Genomic DNA, 21950 nt, shown 5'->3' on the forward strand with positions numbered 1-21950 from the left:
TAGCGAGAGGCAAAAGAAGCGAACTAACAACTAACAACTACTCCAATGCCCCCCGTACCAAAATCACCGTGCTGTTAACGCCCCGTGCGATCGCTTCTGGAATATTTCCATGTATCACCTTTTGTAATAGCCCTTCACGACTCGCGCCTAAAACAACAACATCACACTGATCGGCGTGAGCCAGATGAATCACTGCATCAGGGACAGAATAAGAACGCACAGGAATTGTTACAACGCTGGTGTTGAGTTTGCCACTGAGGAAGTATGCCGCTTTTTCTAGTCCAGTAGTGTCCGGTAAAAGCATAGAAGGAGTAAAAACCTGAGTCACTTTAATCGTTGTCATCGAGTTGTGAGACGCGAGAGCGGGTAAAAGTTGCAAGGCGTAGCTTGAATTTGGCCCCCCAGCAATCGGTACTAACCAGCGATTCCAGGCAATTGGTAAGGGACAAGCCGCAGCAGATGTCCCATCATCATGTTGTTCTTCCCGATGCCCTAGCTTGACCAACACTAAATCACAGGAAGCTTGCCGAATCAGAGTATCCACAACATTGCCAAAGATACGACCCGTGCTAGTCGGTGGCTCCGCCTTCCATCCCATTAAAATTAGACCAATATGTCGCTCTTTAATTGTTTCTAGAATCGCTTGAGCCGTATCGTGGGCGACCCGAATTTGAGTGTGAACGGGAATTTCCCAATCTCGCCCTAGTTTTTCTGCCATACGCAGTAAGCGACGGCTTTTAGTTGTTTTTACAGGTGTCTGAGCGGGATTATTGCTGCGAGGAATAGCGATAACCTGGAGACATTCAATTTCGTAATCGCGATCGCGGGCAATTGAGAAAGCAAGTTGTAATAGTATCGGTGCCGTTTGCGGATTAGCCAGAGGAACCAACAAACGCCCTCGTCCTACTGCTGGAGCATGAGTTTGATACACCACGTAGGACGGTTCAGGACGAGACTCGATTTGGTCATCACCACTCAGTTGGTCAGCTTCAGCACGAATAATATCGGCACGAGTGATAATTCCTACTAGTTTCCGACCTTCTATAACGGGTAATCGGCTCAGTTTGTAACGGTTGAGCAAATAGAGAACCTGACTCAATGGGTCAACGGGGATAACCGTTATTGGCTGAGGGGTCATGATTTGTGAAATCGTTGTATCCCCAGGCAACTGGCGCTGGCTTGCATTCGCCAAATCTGTTTGAGTAATAATCCCAACCAATTCACCGTTATCGAGTACCGGAAAACCGCGATGATGGGAGCGGGAAAACGCCCGTACAGCTTCATCCAACGTCATCTGACTCGCCAGAGTTTCAACTTTGGGCTGCATTAAGTCCGAGGCTTTCAATCCCGATAAAGAACCCTTCTCTAATTGTTGAGTAGGCAATGTGTAGCCTTTCAATTCCAAGAGACGCTGATATAGTGAACCTTTGGCTAACTTATCGGCAATCAGGTAGGAGGTTACACAGCTAATCATCAATGGCAGCACGAGATTGAAGTCTGTTGTCATCTCAAACACGATGACAATCGCTGTAATCGGGACTTTCGAGACAGCGCTAAAAAATGAACCCATGCCTGCCAAGGCGTAACTTGTCGGCAAACCTACTCCCAACAGATGAGACTGAGCAACTCCTACTAAGTAACCCAGCGCCGCACCTAGCACAAGAGAGGGGTGAAACAAACCGCCAGGTGCGCCGGAACCATAGGAAACTAACGTGAGAATAAAGTAGGCAACAAAGGCAACACTTGTGAATTGCCAACTCGCTTCACCCGTGAGTAACAACTCCCGTAAACCGTTGTTGTCTCGGAAGGAAATCGGCAGCAGTGCCACAACACAGCCACAAATCATCCCCGCTAAGCCAATTCGTAGGGGTAATCTGAGGTTCAGGCGTTCGTAGAGGGTAAGGCTGGCAAGCAGTCCCTGATTAAACAATGCCCCTAGCAATCCAGCTAAGACACCCAACAACACATAAAAGGGAATTTCTGGCGCACTGAAGCCGCTTGAAAGGTCGGTGAGTTGCAGGTTGAGATCTAAACTCCGTCCACCCAATAGCCGCGAGACAACAGCACCAATGAAGGAGGCAAGAATTGCTGTACCTAGCGTTAGGTTCGAGAGGTCACGTAGTAGTTCTTCAACGACAAACAGAATTCCCGCAAGGGGAGCATTAAAACCTGCTGCTAAACCAGCACCCGCCCCGGCTGCAATCATCTGACGTCGGTGATCGGGAGACGTCGGCACCCAATGACTCATTTGTCCTGCGATCGCTGCACCAATATGAACCGTTGGCCCTTGTCGCCCCAATGTTAGCCCCGCCGACAGGGATAAAATGCTGCTGACTAACTTGACGAGTGCGACTCGTAAATTGAGAGTAATGGGAAACTGAGCGAGTGCGCCTTTAATTTGTGGAATACCACTACCTGTTGCTTCGGATGACAAACGCTCAATGATAAACCCGCAAAGTAGCCCTAAAGAAAGTCCGATCGCGGGTAAGGCTATGCTAGCGGGTAGCAAGAGAGAAGCCTGAACACGCCATGAACCAAAAAGACCAACACTTTGCTTGAGTAAGACAGCAGAGAGTCCAGATACTAAACCAATCAAACAGGCTTCTGCGATCGCAAGGCGGCGTCTCGGTAACAGCCATTGACGAAAGCGCTTGGGAAGGGAGACGGGCAAGGTTGTCATTTGTCGCTAGCAACAAATAGTAGATGCTGGACAACAGAAATTAGTTGTTAGTTGGTAGTTGTTGGTTGTTAGTGAAAAGAAAATTCTAGCGAGACAACTCCCTAAGCGGCTAAGTTTATTTTTGCCCATTTACTTAGCACCTGAGACAAGTCTCAGGTAACCTTATATGTTTTTTCATGAGTCTAAATCCATGAGAGACACCAGGGTTTTTAAATCTGGTACTTCCAAATCTGGTTTTCCACTTGCTGAGTCTATCACCTGATTGTCTTGTTTCTCACCTCTGCGGTTAACCCATATAGCTGATAATCCCATGCTTCTTGTCGGAATTATGTCATGATAAACACTTTGAGCAACGTGTAAAAGCGTACCTGGAGTGATGCCCATGCGTTGAAGGGCAAACTCAAAATTTTGTCGAGAGGGTTTATAAGATTTGACTTGTTCCGCTGTGATTATCCAGTCAAACTCTACATCTAGTTTTTTAGCAGTAGCGGCAAATAAATCATCATCAATATTGGAAATAATTGTAAGTTTATATCTTTTTTTGAGTATTTTTAGAGCTTCAACGGTATCGGGGAAAGGTTCCCAGCCTTTAATTGATTCAGCCAGAGACTCGGCTTCAGCCTCGGTTGCTGTAAAGTTCAATCTTTCCCCAAAGGCTTGGACTAATTTTTTAAGAACTTCTCTGTATTTTAAGTAGTCTCCGGATTGGTGAGCCGCTTCAACTTGAGCATAGGCTTCAAGAATTTGCTCATCGCTGAGGCTTACATTATGGTTTGAGAGGATAGGTTTTAATGCCCCTAGAATCCCACTATCCCAATCAATGAGTGTCCCGTAGCAATCAAAACTCAAAACTTCAAATTGCTTAAAGTCTATCATCGGTTTGTTGTATGGCAAAAGGCAGAGGATTATTACTAGTAAGTGGTTGTTTGGCTGTTAAATCTGTCCTAATCTTATGGCGACAGCCATATTTTTTTTGTTATTTGTTACTTGAATTACAGAACTGTTTGGTTGTCAGTTGTTATAAAGATAGTGATTTGTTTTGAGTTTTTTTAGGTTAACATTTCTTTCTCAATGATTTCTCCTACCTAACAACTAACAACCAACAACTAACTTCTACCCGTAGTGGAGATTCCTTCTACAATTAGCGATGGCGTGTAGCAAGGACCATTCCAATCGGCATCGCCACCTAGAGCTACCAATTGCTTCAGGACAGTGTAGACATTTCCGGAGATCATCGTGTCTTTCACTCGACCGATGATTTCTCCTTTTTGCACTCGGTAGCCCAGCTCAACGTTGACTGAAAACTCTCCGCTAAGTCCAGCACCACCCCCTAACAACTGATCTACAACGAGTCCCTCATCGAGTTGCCCAATCAAGTCGCAGAGAGAACCCTTTCCCGGTTGAACCAGCATATTAACTAAGCCGGGACTCGGATAGCTACCCATACCAGGACGAAAACCATTACCAGTCGTGCTAGTGCCTAGCAGTCGTCCTGTTGTGCGATCGCAATAAAACTGCTGCAATCGCCCTTCTCGAATCAACAAAAGTGGTTGGGTAGGAGTGCCTTCATCATCAAAGGGGCAGCTATAGGGGCCAATATCTGGTTGCTGAGTGATCGTGAGGGTGTCGGACGTGACAAGCGGTATCAAGTCTGTCAGTAAAACAACACCTTGGGATCTAGCGCGTAACATCTCGCTCCAAGGGGAAGCTCCTTCTAACACCTGTTTTCCATTTAATGCCGACTGAACTGTATCCCAGAGCAAATCAGCAGCTTTGGCAGTTAGTAAAACGGGTACACGAGTACTGGGAGGAGAGACATTTTCTTTTGCCCAACTCAAACGTTGTAGAATTTGCTGAACAACTTTCTCACTGGTTAGCGTCCCTCGCTCAGTCTCACCATCATAGACGCTCAAAAAGTCCTCACCCCGTACCCATTCTGCTCCAATAAAGCAACTCAGGGTTGTGTCGGTGTAATGGCAATCTAAGCCTTGAGAGTTAACCAGACGTGTTGTTTCCTCCTCACACTCCCACTGTCCTGTACAGAGGACTTCCGGGTAAGCGTCACGAATCTGAGCGATCGCAACTTTACCCATTTCAACCAAGGTTTCCACTGGCACTGTCTCTCCCAGATCGGGATAGTGATCAGTTCGTGCCCCAGCAAGTTCCACGGGTTCCGGTTCATTGAGGTACGTCATGGCGATCGCGCGATCGACCAAATCTTGGGGTTCCACTGGCCCATAAGCAACAGCCAGTCCTGGACAGCCCTCTCGCCACAGCCTGAGGGCTACTCCTTCCGATTGGCTGCTTTCAAGCTGCTTCAGTCGGTTGGCTTCAAAAAACACTGGTCGAGAAAGCGATCGCGACTGATAAACCTCTGCTTGCTTCACCCCTGCTTGAGCCGCTAACTCTAACAGTTGTTCGGCGTGTAGGGCTTCTGGTAAATCGTTAGAACCCATAACTAAAACCTTTTTATCAGTTGTCTGTTCTTAATTGTCCGTTGTCAGGTGTTCTTCTCTCTTAAGTTGAAGGGTAGAGGCTTGTCACTGATTCTAAACGTCTAATTACTGACCGTTGAAGCGCTACTTTAACTCTTGCAGCAGCCAAAATCCTGCAAAGGCTTCTGAGGTTGGGCTAGATTGCACGGCAAGAAAATGTACCCCTTGTGCCTTCTCCTTCGCTAACTCAAACCCTCTAGCCTCATTTAACGTTTGGGCGTCTTTAATATTAGCCAGAATCCAGCTATCACTTTCACCTGTTTCGAGTAACAATCTAGCAACTGGCTCGCTCTCAAATCTCACAAACGCAAGCTCTAAGCCTGACATCCAGGCTGCCACGGGTGTTGCTCTGGAGGAAAAAATAATGATGCCGGGAATTCGAGTGTCGGGCGCAAGTTCCATCAGCGAGAGAGGAAACACTTCTCCAAAGGCAATGTCCCACTCTTCCATTTCCTCAAAAGCCACTGCTTCCAAGCTCACAAACGCCCACTTCTGTCCCTCCAAAGCATCCGGTAATGCTTGCGGGGTTTCGGGTTCATAACGGACAAACGAAGATACCTCCGCTGAGGCTTGATATCCAGGCTGGCTGGGGTAAAAATCCTTTGCCCGTTGTTGCAGCCAACGATCTATGGTGTAGGTGCGGCGCGACGCTTGAGCGGGGATGCCCAAATCTTCACAAGCTTTGACGATCATGTTGCTCATCTGCCGCCGAAAGAAGCGAATTTTTTCGGGGGGTTGTTTACTTTGAGTAATCGCCTCTGCGATCGCACTTTGCAGCCAAATCGAATTCACTTGCTGATTGGGACACCAACTGGCATAGCGAAATAACTCCTCAGTGGACTGGCGCGTATCTAAAGGACTCTCACACAGTAAGACTTCCCATACCTTTTTCTGGTTTTCGTCCAAAATCGGACGCGAGTAAAAATCTAGTTCCCAAACGATACCCATGCCACAAAGTTATGCTCTAACCCTTTCCTTCATCATACGGGTCAGTGAGACATGACTTAGATAAGGTAGCAGAGCATCTAAGGTTGGATAATATTGTGCTAACTTCTGCTTTTTAACAATCAAGTAGTAGAATCTGACCCTAAGGTATACCAATGAACAACGGACGAAGTGAAGTCTTAGCAGCAAACGAAGCCTTTTATCGAGCCTTTGAGAAAAAGGATGTTGAAGCAATGAGTACTATTTGGTCGAAAGGAAGTGGCACTCTTTGTATTCATCCCGGACGCAGGGCACTACGAGGCTGGAAGGAAATTGAATCATCCTGGATGCAGATATTTAGAAATACGAAATATATTGAGGTTGAGACAGACATTATTTCTGTGGAAATTTGCGAGACTATCGCCTATGTCATTTTGATTGAGAAAGTCCTCCAAGCCAGTGGTGGTAGAAGCATTCAGGCAGAGTCGATGGCAACAAATATTTTTCAGTGCTTGGCATCTTCGTGGTACCTCGTTCATCACCACGGTAGCCCGCTGATGCGTTAGGCAAGCAATTATACAGCTCAAATTGTTAGATTTGATACTAACAAAAAGGATGTTTTAGTAAGATGAAATCGCTTATTTACAGAAAATAATCAGCCATCAGCTTTATCTAAAGAAGGATTCTTCCAAGCTGATAGCTGAGTACCGATAGCTTTTATATTGGATATCTCGACTCAACGCTCAATTCTGGCAGTCCCTCAAGTTTTTCACCGGGTTGAACTTCTTCTTCCTGTGGCACACAAATGGTCAAGCCACCCGGAATACACTCGACTTCAACAGGCATTGTGCCAATAATCTCCCCATCCAGAACAACTTTCTGAGGTGGCTGTGTGGTCACTTTAATACGTCTTGCTCGAAGATAGCCAATATCATCTCGTTCTGCCGCATCGCCGCGAAGTGCTGATTGTAAGAGGTGATAAGCTGATGCGATCGCACCAGTCCGATTTAGAGGTGCTACTACAGTTAAATCGAGCAAACCATCATCATAAATAATACCTGCTGGTCCCTGAGCAAGAATTGATGTTGGTGGGGCGGCATTCGCTATCGTTACAGCCGCCGCTGAAACCGTAATTACTCTATCCTCTGTCTCAATCTCGACTTCAAAGTTTTCAAAATCCCGCAGTTGCTGGACTCCCGCTAGGACGTAAGCTAGCATCCCTAAACGGTTCTTTGCTTCTCGATCTGCTTTTTCCACCATTTCTGCCTCGAAGCCAATGCCAACCAGCAAAACCATTGGTTTTCCGTTACACTGTGCGGCATCAACAACCTTTGTTACTCCCCCCAAAATTGTCTGACAAGCCGCTTCAATTGTGTCTGGAATGTTCAACGCAGAAGCAAAGGCATTGGCAGTACCCCGTGAAATGATACCGAAAGGAATATTAGTTCCCACTAAGGCTTCAGCCGCTGCCGAGAGGGTACCATCACCGCCAGAGGCAATAACCATGTGAACACCACGGGCTACGGCATCATACGCCAGTTGAGATGCATCAACCTCTGGCGTTGTCAAGCGAATATCTAGGTCGAATTCAGGATCTAAAAGCGCCTGAATTTGTGACAAATCTTGGTCAGGGTCGCTTTGACCAGCAACTGGATTAAAGATAAGGCAGGCAGAACGCTTCATGGTTGGTAGTCAGTTGTTAGTTGTTAGTTGTTAGTTGCAACAAACAAAAAGCGACAACTTATATACGAACTGCTCAAATGCACTCGATATAAGTTTGATTGAATGCTAGTTCATCAATGACTAGCTTTCCTTCGCGGGATACTCTGCCATTCTCACTAAACCCTCCCAACTTTGTCCTACCCATTAGGAAGGGTTTCTCCCGAAGCCCCTGCGGTATCAATAACAACCAACAACTAACTACTCCTCAACCTGACTGATGCGACGCATATTCAAAATATCACTCATTTTTCTGATTTGGCAGAAGCTACTTTCTAGTTGCTTGTGGTCACGAATGTCAATGCACAGGTCGATAATGGCTGGTTTACCTTCTTGAGTTCTGACTTGGGCGTTGCGAACATTAATATTTTGGTCACTTAAGCGTGACAGGATATCTTTAAAGACACCCACTCGATCAATCACTTCCATTTGAATGTTGACAGGATAAGTTTGAGGACGCCCATTATCTGCATCTGTCGGATTCCAGCTAACAGGAACTAACCGCTCTCCGGGTACACTTTCAACATTGGGGCATCCCTGTCGGTGAATTGAAATGCCACGGATGCGAGTGACGGCACCAATAATCGGTTCACCAGGAACGGGATTGCAACAACCTGCAAGGTGATGGAGTAGCCCTTCGACACCAGCAATCGGTTCACCTTTACTACCACCCGTAGAGGGGATTTTAACAACAGGGGTCTGAGTTACTGCCTCTTGTGAATCCGTTTCAATTGGTTGCTTGGCTTTTACAGCTTCTCGCAGGCGATTGACTACGATATTCAGCGTTAGTTCGCCATAACCTAAGGCTGCCAGTAAGTCTTCAACTGTATGGTAGTTACATCGCTCTGCTACAGCCTGCATCGGATCGGATTTTAGCAACGATTCAAAGCCTTTTTTGCCGAGTTCCTTTTCCAGTAGTTCTCGACCACGAGCAACATTTTCTTCTCGATGCGATCGCTTATACCATTGCCGAATCCGGTTCCGGGCGCTGGGTGTCACCACAAAATTTAGCCAATCTAAACTGGGGTGACTGTTTTTCTGGGTAATAATTTCAACGATGTCGCCGTTGTGCAATGGACTATCTAACACGCGCCACTGCCCATTCACGCGCACACCTGCACAGTGGTTGCCGACTTCCGTGTGAATCCGATAGGCAAAGTCTACTGGTGTTGCACCCCGACTCAAGGACACAACATCCCCACTTGGCGTAAATACATAAACATCGTCATCAAATAAATTATCTTTGACGCTGTCCATGTACTCCTGAGCATCCTTCAGGTCATTCTGCCATTCCAGCAACTGCCGTAGCCAAGTCAGCTTTTCATCCTCTGCTGTGAAGCGAGTATTGCTAGAACCGCCACTTTCCTTGTACTTCCAATGCGCCGCAATTCCTAACTCCGCAACGTGATGCATTTCCAGGGTGCGAATTTGCACTTCAATCGGACGACCACTTAGACCAATCACACCTGTATGTAACGACTGGTAACGGTTTGGCTTCGGTAAACCAATGTAGTCTTTGAACCGCCCCGGAATCGGTCGAAAGGCATCATGAACGATTGCCAAGGCGCGATAGCACTCTTCCTTGGTTTGCACAATCAGCCGCATCGCCGCAATATCGTAGATTTCATGAAACCCTTTCTGCTGCCGCTGCATCTTCTGATAAATGCCATACAAGTGCTTCGGACGTCCATTGATATCTATGCACTTGACACCTACTCCCTCCAAGCGATCGCGCAAAATTTCTGTTACCTTAACTAAGCGGTCTTCTCGATCTTGGCGACGCTCGACAACGAGTGCTTGCATTTCTCGGAAAGCCTCTGGTTCCAGATACTTAAACGCTAAATCCTCCAATTCCCACTTAAAGCGACCAATTCCTAAGCGATTGGCGAGGGGTGCAAAAATTTCCCTTGTTTCCAAGGCAATTCGCCGCTGTTTCTCTGGATTCAGGTGTTCTAGCGTCCGCATATTGTGCAGTCTATCTGCCAACTTGACGACAATAACCCGAACATCTGCCGCCATCGCGAGGAACATCCGGCGAAAGTTCTCGGCTTGACGCTCGGTTTTACTAGAGAAGTTAAACTTAGAGAGTTTTGTAACTCCTTCAACAAGTCGCCGCACCTCTACTCCGAACCGGGATTCGATTTCTTCTACCGTGATGTCTGTATCTTCCACAACATCATGCAGAAACCCAGCCGCTATCATCACACTGCTGCCACCCAAATCCCTCAACAACCCAGCAACGGCTACTGGATGAGCAATGTAATGTTCTCCTGAGGCTCGGTATTGACCTTCATGCAGTTGGTAAGCAAATTCAAAGGCTCGACAAATCAAACTGGTATCATCTGGCACTGGTTTCTCAGTAGCAGGTGAGGCGGCGATTAAGCAGTCTTGCAGCCAGCCTGGAACATCAAGGTCAAGAGTGGAGGTTGTGGCTGTAGCATTCATATTTTTTTTGCTTAGTGAGTAAAAAATAGATCTGAGAGTTTAGCAGAAGTACTGTGAGAACAGTAGCCTTGCAGAACCATTGGTTGTTCCTTACCTCTTTTGAAGTGTGAAATTTAGTCAGGATGACTGGAGAGGATTTTTGGGTAAGGTCGTACAAGGTACCTAAGCAAAAGCTAGGAGCTTTAGCTGAGGCAAGAGTGAGCGCTCCCTACGATAAGCGCTTATTAAATTGCGAAGGAGCAGGTGCGAGAATGCTAGAAAAGCTCATCTCTTCTTGGTAAAGAAAGCTTACTGCAAGGATTAATCCTTAAAGGCTTGCTTTGCTATTAACCAATCTCCTTTATTAAAAAGACAAAATTCTTTACATTAATTCTAGATCAATGAGAGCCAGAATGTTACAACCATCACATCATCAACGCTATCAGGAATTTAAACAGGTCTTAGAAGAATTACACAAAACCGTTATTGCCAAGGATTCAGAGAGCTTAGCACTCCATGAACAGTTCCAGCAGATAAGACAACTATTTCTTTCGGAAGTTGCGAGCTTAAGTGCTGATGACGTTGCCGTGGATATTATGTCCCGATGGCAGTCGATTCAGACAGAAATCTACAAGCAGATGCGATTGTTGGAGACGGATTTGATGCTTTTGCAAGCAGCGCGAAGTGCTGCAACGACTCAGACTCGGACAGGGAGTGTGTGCGATCGCATCTCGACTCTAATTCGCTACTGTGAAGCATTACTGGAACAGTAGAGCTAGCTAGAGTGGATGATATTTATTGTCGGTTACTGGCTTCCATTGAACTATTGATATAAAACCAAACCATTAGCCTGTAAACTCACTAAGGCTGCCCTCTCGGAGTAGATTAGATAGAAAAATTGGACACTTTGAGGAAGGAAAATCTGTGCATTGCCCGAAATGTAGAAAAGTAACACTCTTGGACGGCATTTTCGATAACAAGTTTGCCGTGAAGTATTGCGATGAGTGCAAAGGAACCTGGATTCCTGCCAGTGAGTATGAAGCTTGGCAGACCCGTCAATCTTACAATCCAGTAGTACCCACGGTACTCTCCAAAACGATTAATGTAGATTTTGTCCAATCGCCCTTCGATGCCAAAGCGGCTTTGTGTCCAGAGTGCCAGCGCTATCTATCACGAGCGAAGGTCAACCTGAAGACACCGTTTTATGTAGAGCGGTGTCTGCAATGCCGTGGAATCTGGTGCGACTATGGAGAATGGGATATTCTGGAACGTCTGGGACTGCACACCACTATTGAGCAGTTGTTTACTAATGAATGGCAGACAAAGGTACGAGAACACAAATTTTCTCAACAAGAGCGTCAAGCAACCGTTGAAAAGTTGGGGAGCGAATTAGCAGCGCGTGTATTTGAACTCGCTGAGTTGCTGGAAAAGCATCCGAATGGAGATTTTGGAGTTGCCTACTTGATGCGGCGAGTGTCAGTGAACGCTCAAAGCCCAGATACGAGAATTGAACAGTAAGTGGTTGTCACTAGGTTAGATCACGTTGAGCAATTTGTGCATTAAGTTGTTGCTTGTTGTCCATTGTCGTTGGCTATTGCAACTAAGGACGAAAAATGAGTGAAGCCCTGTTTCATGTAGAAAATTTACGGGTTGCTTATCCCCAAAGCCGTTCAGCGCCAATGCTCCAATGGGCAGTTGATGATGTCTCGTTCACGCTGGATGCTGGAGAGCGATTGGGGTTGGTGGGAGAGTCAGGTTGCGGCAAGTCAACGCTGGGACGAGCGGCGATGCGCCTGTTACCCGAATCAACACGAATTGAAGGACGAGTAAACTTTTCAGGGCAATCGGTTTTTGATTTGGCCCCTGCTCAGATGCGTCAGTTTCGTGGGGAAGCCGTGGCGTTGGTGTTTCAAGACCCCATGACTCGGCTTGACCCGTTGATGACGATTGGGGAACATTGCATTGAAACCTTACAAGCGCATCAGCCCCAGCTATCAAGAAGTCAGAGTAAAGAAAGAGCGCTTGAGACGCTGGATGCGGTGAAGATTGATGCTAATCGGTGGTCACAGTATCCCCATGAGTTTAGCGGAGGGATGCGGCAACGAGTTGCGATCGCACTTGCTTTATTACTTAACCCGAAGCTGATTGTTGCTGATGAACCAACGACTAGCCTTGATGTCACGGTTGCGGCGCAGATTTTAAAGGAGTTGACACGACTGTGCCGTGAACGAGACATGGGGCTGTTGCTAATTTCTCACGACCTAGCAATGGTAGGAGAATATTGCGACACCATAGCAGTGATGTATGGGGGGAAGATTGTAGAAAAGGGTGCGGTGGGAACGATTCTCCGGCGACCCCAGCATGAGTATACGCGATCGCTTTTAGAAGCGGCTTTGCATATCCAAGCTGTAGACGAGCAGCCTTTAAAAGCAAATACCTCTACCTTAACGACTAACGCCTCACCACTATTGCGAGTTAAAGATTTAAAGCAGTACTACACTTTAGAACGTAATATTATTGAGCAACTGGTTTTCAGAAAAGAGGCGACCTACATCAAAGCCGTAGACAATGTAAGCTTTGAACTCAATTCGGGTGAAATTCTCGGACTGGTAGGGGAATCGGGTTGTGGCAAGAGTACGTTATCCCGTACCATTTTGCAGTTAATTCGCCCGACTTCTGGAACTGTTGAGTTTTTAGGGAAAGATTTAACTCAGTTATCACGGCAGTCTCTGCGGCAGTCACGGCGTCAAATCCAAATGGTCTTTCAAGACCCCCATGCTTGTCTGAACCCATTGATGACAGTCGGTCAAAGTATTGCTGACCCCTTATTTATTCATCAACTGGCGACTCCTGATGAAGCCAAACGCCAAGTGGTGCAGATGTTAGAACGAGTCGGTCTTACACCAACAGAGGACTACTATCATCGCTATCCAAGTGACTTATCAGGAGGACAGCAGCAACGAGTTGCGATCGCACGGGCTTTAATTACGCGCCCCAGTCTGCTAATCTGCGATGAACCTGTGAGTATGCTGGATGCTAGCGTCCAGTCGCAGGTGCTGGATTTGATGCTGGAGTTGAAGGCGGAATTTAACCTTACCTATTTGTTCATTACTCACGACTTGTGGCTGGCGAGATTTTTATGCGATCGCATCGCTGTAATGAATAGTGGTCAGATTGTTGAAATCGGCCCCACTCACGAGCTATTTACTAATCCCCAACATCCCTACACCAAGACACTACTACAAGCCGCTCCCCTACTGGCGACACAGCAGCCATAAGGTTTTTTGAGGTAGATAACGGATTGATTATCGAGATACCACCTTCAGGCGTCCTATTTATAGACGGTTGAGTTCTTGACTTATATATTTAGTTAAAATCTGAGAACCTTTTTTGTTTAGATGAAACGCATCTACAAAATATTCATCTGAAAGCTGTAAGTCAGTGTGGGCATCTATTAGTGAATAGTTGGATTTGCCCAAAATTAATTGTAAGCGTTCTCTATGAGAACTCATATTCTTTTGATTTGAGTCAAACTCACTTAAGTACTCCTGCCGGATTGGGGATAAGACAAACACTAAATTCATACCACTTTGTTTGGTATAGTTGGCAAGATTTTCTAAAGAATCATAGCAGGGATCTTGCTGACTTAGCTGGCTCATGACCTTAGACCATTGTTTTCCTTCCCATCGATCAGGTGGAATATTTTCTTTTGGCACTTCTAGTAAAACCGAGCCACTGGAGTCAAATTTTAGTGAGTCAAGTGTATTATTCGTTGTTCTTTGTCTCCTGACCTCTAGCATCAAGCCAGGGTCTAGCATTCTCGACAGAGTTTGGTATTTAGCATGGTAGTACACAGCAGGAATACCTGACTGAATATAGTTAACAGCATCCTCCCGATGAAGATTCTTTAAGGATACATAGTGAGCATCCATCTTTTTATTAGGTGAGCAGGACTGAAAGTCAACAGGAGCTGATAAAACTAGCACTGTCTTAGGCTTGCCACTCAAGTTTACAGAGAAGTCAACTAAGTCTTTCAGGTCAACCATCTGCAAACCATAAGAAGCAAAGTTTGTGAACGGTATTTGATTACCCTTGGCATCCTTTAAAAGAGATGAATCTATATGATTAACGGCTATAGATGAACCGACCGCAATTAATGAAGAGTTTTTCGGTTTTACATCCTTAAGAAATCTCGCTTTTTCGTCAAAGCTGATGCTGGCAAGAAACTGAGGTGCAGTTAATAATTTACGCTGCTCTAGAATCAATGACAGCAAGATGATAACAACAGAGAAAACAGCAAAATTGATAGCGATGAGTCTGTTGTATGCTTTAAAATTTTTCGCTGGTTTTTTCATGGTTAGAAATCGAAGTACAAAAATTCACTATGGGTTACAGACAAAACCTTGAGAAGCGTAAAAAAGGTAACGAGGCTGATCAAAAAGCTAGTCAAAGAAGTGGGGTGCCATTGTAACTTCTGCCATAAGCGATCGCCCCAACCTGAAGATGTACCACCTGTCGGTTGATTGAGAACTGGCTTGTACTGGGACAACCATTGCTGAGTATTGGGCGTGAACCAGGTAATTAATAGTAGAGAACCAATCCAGAGAATTACTTCTGTAGAGCTTGCTTTGAGATTTAGCATTAAGCCATCAAACTGAACACCCCAACTTTGTAGAAAGGCTAGCTTCGTTGATAGGGAGGATGGCAATGAAATACTGTTGGCACCGCTCATTGCCTTCAAAATTGCGATCGCAGGTGCCATGCTCTCTGCCCTAAAGAAAACCCATGCAACTACGACAAAAATAAATGTCACCAAGCAACTTAACCCCCGACTCCACCAGTGACTCTTTTTCAAATCATGTCCCAGCGATTTCCGGAACGAACGCCATTGATGATTGACGACTAAGCCGAACCCATGTAATCCACCCCAAAAGACAAAATTCCAACCTGCACCATGCCACAAACCACCCAGCAGCATCGTAATCATCAAGTTAGTATTGCGTTGTAGTTCTCCCTTACGATTACCACCCAGAGGAATGTAGAGATAATCTCGCAAGAAGTTAGAAAGAGTGATATGCCACCGCCGCCAAAAATCGCTAATGTTCACCGCTTTATAGGGCGAGTTAAAGTTGACAGGTAGCTTAATCCCAAACATTCGGGCAGCACCAATTGCCATATCAGAGTATCCAGAAAAGTCGAAGTAGAGCTGCAATGAGTAAGCTAGTGCCCCAACCCACGCTTCAAAGAATGTAATAGGTAAACCCTGAGTTGCAGCATTAAACACAGGAGTAGCATAGACAGCAACACTGTCAGCAAACATGACTTTCTTAAATAGCCCCATTGAGAAAATCATGATGCCTACTGCCATATCTTCCTGGTTAAACTGATAAATTGCTCGCTGGGTAAACTGAGGCAACACCTCTTTGTGATGGACAATTGGACCAGCAATCAGTTGGGGGAAAAAGGTAACGAATAGGCAGTAGTTCAGAAAGTTGTATTCTTTAGTTTCTCCTCGATAAGCATCCACCAAATAGGCAACTTGCTGAAAGGTAAAAAATGAGATACCTAGAGGCAGAATAATCGTCTTCAGATTAAAAGCTGTGCCGCTTAGGTCGTTAACCGTATCAACGAAAAAATTAGCGTACTTATAGTAAGCAATCAAAGCTATATTTACTGCAATGCCTAAAGTCAGTAGCAACTTTTGGTTAATAGGTATTGTGAAGCGCTGGCTTAGGGCAGAACCCACAGCATAGTTGAACAGCAGTGAGAAAATTAGTAATCCTAGATAAACTGGGTTCCACCAACTATAGAAAAATAAAGAAGCGGCAACTAACCATAATATTGCTAACTGGAAATAACCTCGTCTACCAATCTGGAAAAAGACAAAAAGAGTGACTGGTAAAAATAAAAAAATGAATTGAGGAGAATTAAATAGCATGACAGATAGCTGTGTTCGGGTTGAATAACGCTGTACTCGGTAGTTTTACAGCACGAACTTTTACAGGGCAAGCCTACAACGTCAGATGGCGCAACAATGCCAAAAATACTAATGAATGCTAAATAGTCACACTCGGATTTTGGCTGATCAAGAGATACAACGCGACTTCAGGATTGCTCTTTCATTCCCATCTACCTAAGGCAGACTAGAGAACCCTAAATCTCAGTTTAAAAACAGTTAACTACGCTACTGTTTTTAAACTCTCTCATCAGACAAACCTGTTTCAAAAGGAAATGCCCTTTATTCCCTTTCAGCTCAGTGTGATTATTTAATAGTTTGCAAATATTTAAGTAATGACGGCTAAGCTTAGGGTGGAGTCTCTCCCACATCAGCCAATTCATTGAAGTTCACCATCGGGGCAAACAACTTAGCACTTCCCCGATTCTTGTGACGGCTTTCCTGTGTCCAGTTCCTTTCTTCTATCGTGTCCACACTTCTAGAGACTGCACCTACAGTTTCGGCTACTGATTAACAATAGTTTTATCACAAGTTTAATTGAAGTCAAGTTTCTTCAGTCAAGCTTCATCGAATCTTAATTTTCTCTTTCTAAGCCTTGCCGCTGAGCCATCTCTATTCGTAACTGTTCCTCCATTTGTCTTAATTGGGCATTTGCCTGACTTAACTGTTCAGACAGCTTTGCAACTTCAGCTTCTAGCCGCTCATTATTCTTTTGTAAACGTGCTTCTGATTGCTGTTTCTCAATATTGTCATGGAAGACGAGAACTGCTCCCAAGATTTTGCCAACCTCATCTTTAATCGGTGCCGCACTGTCATCAATTGGAATTTCAGCACCATCCTTGGTTACAAGTAAAGTATGGTTATCTAAACCAACAGTAATACCTTGTTGGAGGGCCAACAGTACCGGATTCTGTACAACCGCTCGTGTTTTTTCGTTGATTGTTTGGAAAACCTGAGTTAAATCATTACCAATAACTTCTTCTAGGCTCCAACGGGTAAGCGCTTCAGCTACCGGATTCATAAAGGTTACTAAGCCTTCTGTATCCGTTGTAATTACAGCATCACCAATACTTTTGAGCGTTGTTGCTAACCACTGCTCTCTTTCCCGTAACTGCTGCTCCATTTGATACTTATATAGAGCTACTTCAATCGTCGTGCATAAATCCCTTGCCTCAAAAGGTTTAAGGATATATCCATAGGGTTCTGTAAGTTTGGCACGATTGAGAGTTTCGTCGTTGGTATAAGCAGTTAGATATACAACTGGGAGATGAAAAAGACGATTAATTTCTGCTGCTGCTTCGATTCCATCAACGTTTCCGTCTAGTTTGATATCCATTAGGATTAGGTCAGGTCTAGTTTCTCCTGCCACTTGGATTGCTTCTTCTCCAGAAGAAACAGTTGCGACAACACTGTATCCAAGTCCTTGCAATCGGTTTTGAATATTTAAGGCAACAATGCCTTCATCTTCAACAATTAACAGTCTCGCTCTCACAATGATGAATCTACTTTGTTCTAATCTTTAATGACAGGAAAGCTCACACAGAATCGGCTTCCTAGGCTGTTGTTAAGTTCAACTTTACCCTTGATTTGTTTCGTTAAAACATGGACTAACTGAATACCTAGTGACTGTGACTGCTTTAGATTCCAATCCGGAGGAAACCCAACCCCATTATCTTCAACAATGAGGTTAAACTGCTGTGTTTCATCAGCAAACATACTAATGCGAATTGTGCCTGATTGATTATTGGGAAAGGCATGTTTGAGAGAGTTCGATACTAACTCATTAACAATTAAACCGCAAGGAATAGCCGTGTCAATATTTAACGTTACTTCATCAAGGGTTAATTCTAAGGTAATCTTGTCTCGATTGAATTGATAAGCTTTAAACAAGTAACTTGTCAAGCTTTCAGTATATTCAGCAAAATTAATTTTAGCAAAATCTTGAGATTTATACAATTTCTCGTGAACAAGAGCCATTGACTTGACGCGGTTCTGGCTTTCCCGAAATATTTCTAGCGTCGCTTGCTCCTCAATTTGTTGCGACTGCAAATCGAGCAAACTAGAAATGACTTGTAAGTTATTTTTGACTCGATGATGAACTTCCTGAAGTAAGACTTCTTTTTCTTGCAGTGATGCTTGAATCTGTGCCTCTGCTTCCTTGTGCTTTGTAATATCAATTCCAACGATCACAGCAAGAGAATTTTGACAGTACTTCTGAGCAGCGACTAAATAGTTTCGGGTTGAACCATTGATTTGTGCTTCAACAACTTGATTACTTGTTTGAATTGATTCTGCGATAAAATGAGTCATAAATTCAGCTAGATTAGGGCTATTTTTGAGGAATCCTAATTCTTGTCCAATAAATATATCAGGTGATAAATTGAAGGCATCAGCCATATACTGATTGACCCCAAGATATTTTCCTTCAGAATTAATCCAAGCAACAAACCCAGGCATAGCATCCAAAACAGCTCGCAGTTGTTCCTTGGCTTGTTGCAGTTCTGATTCCATTGACTGAAGCGTATTTGCATCAGTCACTACGGCAAAGCTACCTCTGGCAAAAATTGTATTGGGGTAGAGATTAAATAACGTTTGCAAAAATTCTTGTTGAGCTTGGAGTGATTCCTGTACCTTCTGCCGCTCAGCTATTTCTTGCTTAAGTAGCTGATTCATCTGTGTAAGTTCAGCCGTTTGCTCAAGTACCTGTTTTTCCAGCCGAGCCTGAGCATCCTGTAAACTTGAGTGTGCCTGTTTATGCCCACAAGTATCTTGAATCATTATGAGTACATACCGAGGCAAGTCATTAGCATCACAGACAAGAGTAGCTGATATATTAGCCCAGATAAGACGACCATCTTTTCGGCAGTATTGCTTTTCCCAGTTGCAGTGAGTACGGTTTCCTACCAGTATTTCCTGGAATATTTTAGAAGTCTCGCCTCGGTCGTCTGGATAAGTCAGTTCAATAAACGAAAAGTTTTTAAGTTCTTCTGCTGTGTAACCAAACAGTTCTTGAAAACTCTGGTTCGTTTGGCTAAGCATTCCTAGTGGACTAATAAGTGCTATGCCAGTTGAAGCAAATTTAAATAGAGTTTGAAATTGCTGTTCGATTTCCCATAAGGTCTCTGTCATCTACTTAATGATTGATAAACTAATTGAACTTATTGTGTATTTCGCTACTTAAAAACTTTTTTTAACCTTAATTCTTCGGAATTTAGACCAAAACTCTAAGGGATTTATTTATAGGTAGCCGTGTAAAATAAAATAAAATTTAGCATGTTTATCAGGCTTGGCACTTGCCAGCCTATCGTAGCTTGATCTAGCCGCAAGATTTGGAGTATCCCCTCATTATGTTGCGTTAACCCAATAAGGGCTGGAATCCTTCGCACTGGGCGAGTTTGAAACCTTTCGGTATTGGCGAACAATACCCCAATAATTACTGGGAAGTCTTTAGAGCGGCTTGGATGAGCCGAGACCAATTGCCTTATGCTTGGGAAATCCTTAATAAAGGTGTCTGTGACGGTTGCGCCTTAGGGACAACTGGGATGAAAGATTGGACAGTTGATGGCATTCATGTCTGTAATGTTCGGCTACGGCTGTTGCGGATGAATACCATGCCAGCTTTTGATGCCCAATTGTTGGAGGATGTTTCTCAACTCAGGGGGCAAAAAAGCGCCGAACTCCGTGATTTAGGGCGACTTCCCTACCCAATGATGCGGCAACGGGGGGAGAAAGGCTTCCGTCGAGTTAGCTGGGATGAGGCTTTAGATGTCATAGCATCCCGTATCCGTGCGTCCTTACCTAATCGACTCAGTTTCTACATCACTAGCCGAGGCACTGTCAACGAAACCTACTACGCTACCCAGAAAGCCGTCCGGGCAATGGGAAGCAATAACATTGACAACGCTGCCCGCATTTGCTACTCTCCGAGTACGGCTGGACTGAAAGCGGCATTAGGTGCAGCCGCTACTACTTGCTCTTATAAAGACTGGATTGGTACAGATTTATTAGTTTTCATTGGTTCCAATGTCGCTAACAACCAGCCCGTTACGGTCAAGTATCTACATTGGGCAAAAAAAGCGGGTACTCGAATTGTCGTCATCAACACCTACCGGGAACCAGGAATGGAACGCTACTGGGTGCCTTCGATTCCTGAAAGCGCTCTTTTTGGCACCAAATTTGCAGAAGACTTCTTCCTTGTGAATATGGGCGGGGATATTGCCTTCCTGAATGGCACCGTCAAACATATGATTGATAATGGCTGGGTAAATCAATCGTTTATCGATCGCTACACTACAGACTTTGATGAACTACAAGCCTCACTTGCTGCCCAGTCTTGGGAAGAATTAGAGCGTATCTCTGGGGCAACCCGCGAGGAGATGTATGCCTTTGCCAAAATGGTCGGTGAAGCTGACAAAGCTGTGTTTGTTTGGAGCATGGGCATTACCCAGCATGAGTGCGGCGAAGACAACGTGCTATCAATTATCAACCTTGCCTTGACGAAAGGATTCGTGGGCAGAGAAGGGTGCGGCTTGATGCCGATTCGGGGACACTCTGGCGTACAAGGAGGGGCTGAGATGGGCTGCTACGCCACTGTCTTACCCGGTGGTAAGCCGATTACTCCAGAGAATGCGGCAAAACTGAGTGAACAATGGGGCTTTGAAGTACCCACCACTCAGGGTTTAATTGCTTCGGAAATGATTGATGCTGCCTATGAGGGACAACTAGATGTGTTGTTTTCGGTAGGAGGCAACTTCTTAGAGGTTTTGCCTGAACCTGATTATGTGGAGGAGGCACTAAAGCGTGTACCCCTGCGGGTTCACATGGATATTGTTCTTTCAACGCAGATGCTCGTGGAGCCAGAGGATACAGTGGTACTGCTACCTGCAACAACGCGCTACGAAGTGCCAGGAGGCGTTACCGAAACTAGCACCGAACGACGGGTAATTTTCAGCCCGGAAATTCCTAGACCTCGAATTGGAGAGGCGCGTCCAGAGTGGGACGTGTTTATGGAACTGGCTGAGCGCGTGCGACCGGATTTAGCAAATAAGCTTGGGTTCGATAGTACGTCTGCAATTCGCCAAGAGATTGCTCAGCTTATTCCTCAGTATGCCGGAATCCAGCACTTAAAGGAAGCAGGCGACCAGTTTCAGTATGGAGGAGCGCATCTATGCTTTGGCTGGAACTTCCCAACACCGGATGGGAAAGCGCATTTTGCAGCCTTGTCTTTGTCCCAACGAGAATTACCAGAGGGCTGTTTCCTGGTAGCAACGCGCCGAGGCAAGCAGTTCAACAGCATGGTGCAAGAGCGCAAGGATGCGATTACAGGAGCGGTGCGAGAGGCAGTGCTGATGAGTCAGGTTGATGCAGAACAGTTGGGATTAAAGGATGGCGATGCGGTAATTCTTAGGAATGACTTGGGAGAGTTAAAAGGGCGAGTATACATTGCACCCATTAAACCAGGAAACTTGCAAGTGCATTGGCCGGAAGGGAATGTGTTGCTGGATAAGAGTAAGCGTTCTAAGGAAGGAGTTCCAGACTACAATGCATTGGTGCGTCTAGAAATAAGCTAATCAGCCTCCTCGGCAAGATTACTCAAGAGTGCGATCGCATTTTTTCCCTTTTCCTCTCGAAGTCATGATTCAGGCGTCTCCAAGCACTTTTGCGATCGCTAAATTGTACTTTGAGAACGAACTGTGTCACATTGGGAAAACTCAGTTGATTGCACTCCTCTTGTATCCTGGAAATTGGCACT

General features: G+C 45.1%; 16 protein-coding genes. 5 read left to right on the forward strand and 11 right to left on the reverse strand.

All coding sequences use genetic code 11. From position 1 onward, the window contains the following. Positions 1-37 precede the first annotated feature (37 nt). The 4 genes from AC5JL3_RS13155 to AC5JL3_RS13170 all read right to left on the reverse strand — a co-directional run bounded on the left by AC5JL3_RS13155 (position 38) and on the right by AC5JL3_RS13170 (position 6123). The gene (locus AC5JL3_RS13155) at positions 38-2680 is read right to left on the reverse strand and encodes a chloride channel protein (protein ID WP_496074921.1); all 2643 of its coding nucleotides are present in this window, start codon (positions 2678-2680) and stop codon (positions 38-40) included. Between the two features lie 174 nt (positions 2681-2854). Beyond that, entirely contained in the window at positions 2855-3556 is a 702-nt protein-coding gene (locus AC5JL3_RS13160) for a haloacid dehalogenase type II (protein ID WP_496074922.1), read from the reverse strand. Between the two features lie 230 nt (positions 3557-3786). Further along, positions 3787-5136, reverse strand: coding sequence for a TldD/PmbA family protein (locus AC5JL3_RS13165; RefSeq protein ID WP_496074923.1), 1350 nt, complete (start codon positions 5134-5136; stop codon positions 3787-3789). Between the two features lie 123 nt (positions 5137-5259). Beyond that, positions 5260-6123: a Tab2/Atab2 family RNA-binding protein gene (locus tag AC5JL3_RS13170; protein ID WP_496074924.1), complete on the reverse strand. Its 864-nt coding sequence runs from the start codon at positions 6121-6123 to the stop codon at positions 5260-5262. Positions 6124-6275: 152 nt separating this feature from the next. Between AC5JL3_RS13170 and AC5JL3_RS13175 the strand changes: the two genes are divergently transcribed. Next, positions 6276-6665, forward strand: a complete 390-nt coding sequence (locus AC5JL3_RS13175; protein ID WP_496074925.1) for a nuclear transport factor 2 family protein — start codon at positions 6276-6278, stop codon at positions 6663-6665. Positions 6666-6816: 151 nt separating this feature from the next. Here the strand turns inward: AC5JL3_RS13175 and AC5JL3_RS13180 are convergent, their stop codons facing one another. Then, positions 6817-7782: a YegS/Rv2252/BmrU family lipid kinase gene (locus AC5JL3_RS13180; protein WP_496074926.1), complete on the reverse strand. Its 966-nt coding sequence runs from the start codon at positions 7780-7782 to the stop codon at positions 6817-6819. A gap of 237 nt (positions 7783-8019) precedes the next feature. Further along, on the reverse strand, positions 8020-10263 hold the full coding sequence (locus AC5JL3_RS13185; RefSeq protein ID WP_496074927.1) for a RelA/SpoT family protein: 2244 nt from the start codon (positions 10261-10263) through the stop codon (positions 8020-8022). Positions 10264-10655: 392 nt separating this feature from the next. Between AC5JL3_RS13185 and patD the strand changes: the two genes are divergently transcribed. The 3 genes from patD (at position 10656) to AC5JL3_RS13200 (ending at position 13520) form a co-directional block, all read left to right on the forward strand. Further along, entirely contained in the window at positions 10656-11015 is a 360-nt protein-coding gene (patD, locus tag AC5JL3_RS13190) for a heterocyst frequency control protein PatD (RefSeq protein WP_496074928.1), read from the forward strand. 151 nt (positions 11016-11166) lie between these two features. Further along, positions 11167-11760, forward strand: coding sequence for a TFIIB-type zinc ribbon-containing protein (locus tag AC5JL3_RS13195; RefSeq protein ID WP_496074929.1), 594 nt, complete (start codon positions 11167-11169; stop codon positions 11758-11760). A gap of 95 nt (positions 11761-11855) precedes the next feature. Beyond that, positions 11856-13520: a dipeptide ABC transporter ATP-binding protein gene (locus AC5JL3_RS13200; protein WP_496074930.1), complete on the forward strand. Its 1665-nt coding sequence runs from the start codon at positions 11856-11858 to the stop codon at positions 13518-13520. A 57-nt stretch (positions 13521-13577) separates the two neighbouring features. Here the strand turns inward: AC5JL3_RS13200 and AC5JL3_RS13205 are convergent, their stop codons facing one another. The 5 genes from AC5JL3_RS13205 to AC5JL3_RS13225 all read right to left on the reverse strand — a co-directional run bounded on the left by AC5JL3_RS13205 (position 13578) and on the right by AC5JL3_RS13225 (position 19327). Beyond that, a complete protein-coding gene (locus AC5JL3_RS13205; protein ID WP_496074931.1) occupies positions 13578-14597 on the reverse strand; it encodes a hypothetical protein in 1020 nt (339 codons plus the stop codon). 2 nt (positions 14598-14599) lie between these two features. Next, positions 14600-16180, reverse strand: a complete 1581-nt coding sequence (locus AC5JL3_RS13210) for an MBOAT family O-acyltransferase (protein ID WP_496074932.1) — start codon at positions 16178-16180, stop codon at positions 14600-14602. A 366-nt stretch (positions 16181-16546) separates the two neighbouring features. Next, positions 16547-16672, reverse strand: a complete 126-nt coding sequence (locus tag AC5JL3_RS13215; protein ID WP_277927607.1) for a hypothetical protein — start codon at positions 16670-16672, stop codon at positions 16547-16549. A 100-nt stretch (positions 16673-16772) separates the two neighbouring features. Beyond that, on the reverse strand, positions 16773-17690 hold the full coding sequence (locus tag AC5JL3_RS13220; RefSeq protein WP_496074933.1) for a response regulator: 918 nt from the start codon (positions 17688-17690) through the stop codon (positions 16773-16775). Positions 17691-17710: 20 nt separating this feature from the next. Continuing rightward, on the reverse strand, positions 17711-19327 hold the full coding sequence (locus AC5JL3_RS13225; protein ID WP_496074934.1) for a sensor histidine kinase: 1617 nt from the start codon (positions 19325-19327) through the stop codon (positions 17711-17713). Positions 19328-19593: 266 nt separating this feature from the next. Between AC5JL3_RS13225 and AC5JL3_RS13230 the strand changes: the two genes are divergently transcribed. After that, a complete protein-coding gene (locus AC5JL3_RS13230; protein WP_496074935.1) occupies positions 19594-21768 on the forward strand; it encodes an FdhF/YdeP family oxidoreductase in 2175 nt (724 codons plus the stop codon). Positions 21769-21950 lie beyond the last annotated feature (182 nt).

It is taken from the genome of Symplocastrum torsivum (genome assembly GCF_059505465.1).